Annotated in this window: 1 protein-coding gene and 1 pseudogene; one reads left to right on the forward strand and one right to left on the reverse strand. The window is 42.9% G+C overall.

Going from position 1 to position 4,201, the window contains the following annotated elements; genetic code table 11:
- Window positions 1–822: IS1634 family transposase (locus VOR_RS0110020; RefSeq protein ID WP_010319573.1), on the forward strand; the 822-nt coding region annotated here is incomplete at its 5' end.
- Window positions 823–950: 128 nt separating this feature from the next.
- Here the strand turns inward: VOR_RS0110020 and VOR_RS17865 are convergent.
- Window positions 951–3,823, reverse strand: a pseudogene (locus VOR_RS17865) (beta-prism lectin domain-containing protein).
- Window positions 3,824–4,201 lie beyond the last annotated feature (378 nt).

Below are 4,201 nucleotides of genomic sequence, written 5' to 3' on the forward strand. Positions count from 1 at the left end.
CATGGCTACTCAGGGTGTTGGATAAAGTCGGATTACGGAAAGGTCAATCAACGTTGGTTGCTCGTTCACAGTGAACAGGCAACCAAGCGGGAAGAAATCACTTTCTTCAAGAACTTAGAGAAAAATATAACAAAAGAAATCAAAGAGTTGGAAAAGCTAAGTAAAAAACCATTCGCTTGTGAAGTTGACGCAGAATTAGCGTTTAACGAGTTCAAGAAACAATGTGACTTACTAGGGTTTGAACAAGGCACTCTCATCAAACTGCCGACTTACTCTCATTCGGGCCGCCCAAAGACAAATGAAGCACCGACAGGATACCAATACTTTATCGAAGCCGCCCCCTTCACCGACCTAGAAAAAGTAAAACTGGCTAAGCTCAAAGTAGGCATGTTTATCCTCGCGACGAATGACACCGACAATGAAGCACTCACCATGGCGGCTCTGCTAGCACATTACAAATCGCAACAAAAAGTCGAGCGCGGCTTCCGCTTTCTAAAAAGCCCTGAGTTTTTAACCTCATCGATCTTCTTGAAAAAGCCTGAACGCATTGAAGCGTTGCTAATGATAATGACGTTAAGCTTGCTTGTTTACGCCAGTTTAGAACACAAAATCAGAGAGCAACTCGCACAAACCGAAGCATTCTTCCCAAGTATGGTAAAGAACAAGACGACAGAAAAACCGACGGCACGTTGGGTCTTCTTGCAGTTCGAAGGCATAGATACGCTAGAGATTAACGGCCAAAGGTTCATCACTGGACTTCAAGATCACCAAACACAACTACTCAAATTACTCGGTAGATTCTATGAGGTAGTTTATTCCTAAATTAGCTGCGGAATGTCGGTTTATGATGCGCTTACGTTCAGAGCGATTCCTACTCCATATCTGATTAATAAAAAAAATCCCTCGATTATCTCGAGGGATTCTCAATCATTGAATTAAAACGATATCAATTAATCGAATACAAACTGCAAGCCTTCAACTAACCAGCCACCAGTCCAAACATTGATCTGCTTGATGCGTTTACCTTGCGGCACAGTGTACGTTTCAACTTTTTTGTTGCTCGCATAGTGGGTTGAACCCAATAACACGCTAGAGCCATCCTTCATCGTGAACTTAATCGCTACTATGTGGTACCCCCCCCCCAGTTATAAAGACCAGAGGTAACTTCCACGGATTGCAATTGTTCAAGAGCAATCGGTGCTCTTAGCACACCACCGTTAGTACCTTGTACCGGGCCGCCAACCAAGTTATTGGCCGTCGTGCCGATCGCATCGATCGCAAAACCAGAACGCAGATACATCTGGTTATCCGCCGTCACGACACGTTGCGATTGCTGAGTATTTGAGTAACCAAAAATTGGAGACTCACCACCCACCGTTGCACGTAATGTACTCGAACGGTATGTATTATGACTCAACCAACTCGGTGTCGCATTTGTAGGCACTACCCCATCTTGAGTAACATTCGTCAGATGGAAAGCATGCTGGTTCCAGATGCGAGTTGCATTGGCCCAAGGTTTGGATGCATCAGCAGATGCATAAACAAACACACCATGGTTACCCACATAATTTTTATCAAAATCATTAGCAACAACAATCAGTTCTGCATTGTTGTCACCTTCCAGATCGACCACGATAGGATATTCCCAAAGTGTCGCTGTGGAGTGCGCTAGCGATGCACGTTCTTTACCCGTTTTTCCATCTAATACACGCACATGAGCATGATCTTGTACGAGTACTTCATCGATACCATCATTATCAAAGTCATAGGCAGATACACCAATTTTACCGCTACCAGTATCGTCATTTGCCACAGACCAAACACGCTCGCCTTTGCTGTTATACATATCGACAGCAGCATAGCCTGCGTAAACAATCCCTTTTACATCCAGATCATTGGTACCATTTTGCGTAGCTAACTCAAACTGAACTCCGTCCAACAGCCAACCCGCGGTCCAAGCTTTGATGCCTTTAATGCGGCTACCTGCTGGCACAGTAAAGCGTTCGGTCTGCTTGGAATAAGCATAGTTTTTAGAGCCCATAGAAATCACGCTACCGTTGCTCATTCTAAAATCGAGCGCCAATAAATGATAACCGCCCCAATAGTATTTACCCCAAGTCAGATCAATCGCTTTAATATCTTTGACGTTAACTGCGGCATTAAGATTGCCTCCCGTACCACCGACTAAAGTCGAAGCAGAAGTACCAATCGCATCAATGGCCAACCCTGAGCGAACAGAGATTTTGCCATCGACCACCAAAACAATAGAAGCAGGATTGCTATTAGGTTGATAACCGTAGATTTTTGAGAACTCAGTCGTTTCAACTGCTTGAGCTTTGCCTAAAAAGTTAGATACCGCCTGCACGCCGCCGCCTGGATTGGCAGTATTGTTGATTTCCCACTTAATGGTGCCATCGTGCTCTAGCACAGCAAAACGTGCGTTATGCCCAGTTGATGCAGAAGCAGGAACTGAAGCGATAATCTCTGGCTCAGCATCATTATCTAGGTTAACCAGCGAAGAGAACCAAACTGCATCATTGGCATGGTATTGCCAGTTGATCGCGCCGTTATTTTGAAACAGAGTACCACCCGAAAACACTTCTTGTTGCTGATCGCCATCGACATCGACATTGATCGATGAAGGGGCCCAAGGATGACTAAACACAAGACCTGTGTGGTAGTTATACACACCATCTGCAGCCAGAATTTCGACGCTGCCATCCCCATCAAGATCTGCTAGAGATATAGAACCAACTGAACGTCCTCCAGTTTGCGCTTTGAGGATCTGCTTCTTTAGATGACCGTTGTTATCCAAAATATTTAAATAGGGGCTAGATGTATTAGCTGTAACGATTTCAACTACACCATCGCCATCTAAATCAGCGACAGCTGGCGAATATCTTGCGTCAGCAATGGCTTCACCTTGCTCATAAGACCACAACTCCGAGCCGTCAACACCGCTTAAAGCTCGAACTAGGCCTCCATTAACATATTTGTTTCCTTCAAACGTCACAACGATAAGGTCAGCAACATCTTTCTCATCAATCTTGCCATCGCCATTGTCATCATTCAGTTGAGCAACAACTGGAGTCGCCATCACTTGATTCGATAATGGCTTAAAGCCACCGCCTTGCCATGACCATTTCAGCTGTGTGCTAATAGTGTTAGAAGATTTTTCAAATGGCACAACTCGCATAGAACGAGGGTGTGAAAAATCAAGGAGTTCACCATTGTAAGCTTTCACTAATTTCAGTTGTGCATTAGATGTATTACCACCGAAAACAGCTAAACGGTTATAGGACAAATTATCCCAATCACTAAGCATCACTCCGAGACCTTCTGGAGCGATTATATCGACAGCATGTCCATAGATATAGGAAGGGAGCGAATAACCAGAACGCTCACCTTCTTTAAGACAAAAACGCTCACCATTTTCACGACTCACGATACAGGCTTCAGGATAAAGTTCCGATGCAAGGACACGCATAGAACGAGGATGAGAAAAATCTAGAGCCTGCCCGTTCAATGATTTAACATTTTTTAACTCACTGTGATCAGTATAATGATCAAAAACCGCCAAGCGATTGTAAGATAAATTATCCCAGTCACTGAGCATCACTGAAACACCACTAGGTGCTAAAACATCAACTGGATGATTATAAATCCAAGATGGTAGCGAATATTCTGAACGCTGCCCTATATTTAGGCAGTACTTATCTCCGGTTTTCCGGCTAATAATGCAACCTTCCAGATCTGCAGCTTGAACCATTGAGCCACCCAATGAGATCATTCCTACAGCGAAAACCAAATATTTTATTGTCATGAAAAAGTTTCCCTCTACTAAATATGCATACCTTCCCAACCAAACTCAGTTCGGTAGGCTAAAAGTACTGTTAGCAAGACCAGCACAATGCAGATACCTTGCGATCATGGATAAAGTCGCATAATTATCAGTAGACGTGCATCTTATTACAACGACACTTCAATGAGATACAGACTCAAACATGAGACGAATCAAATATGAGACAAATTTCTCTTATAAAATTTCATTTTAAGAAATGCCACTCTATTAGTCACAACGAGAAAAGGCCTAGTAAAAAATCCATAAAAATCTACGATAGTTAACATAGGAAAAATAAAAATTCATCCTATAAAAACTTTTCTTTCAATAATAAAAATAAAAATAAAAATTTGCTATTAG

Origin of the sequence: Vibrio ordalii ATCC 33509 (assembly GCA_000257205.1) — a bacterium.
In the GTDB taxonomy this organism is placed as follows: Bacteria; Pseudomonadota; Gammaproteobacteria; order Enterobacterales; family Vibrionaceae; genus Vibrio; species Vibrio ordalii.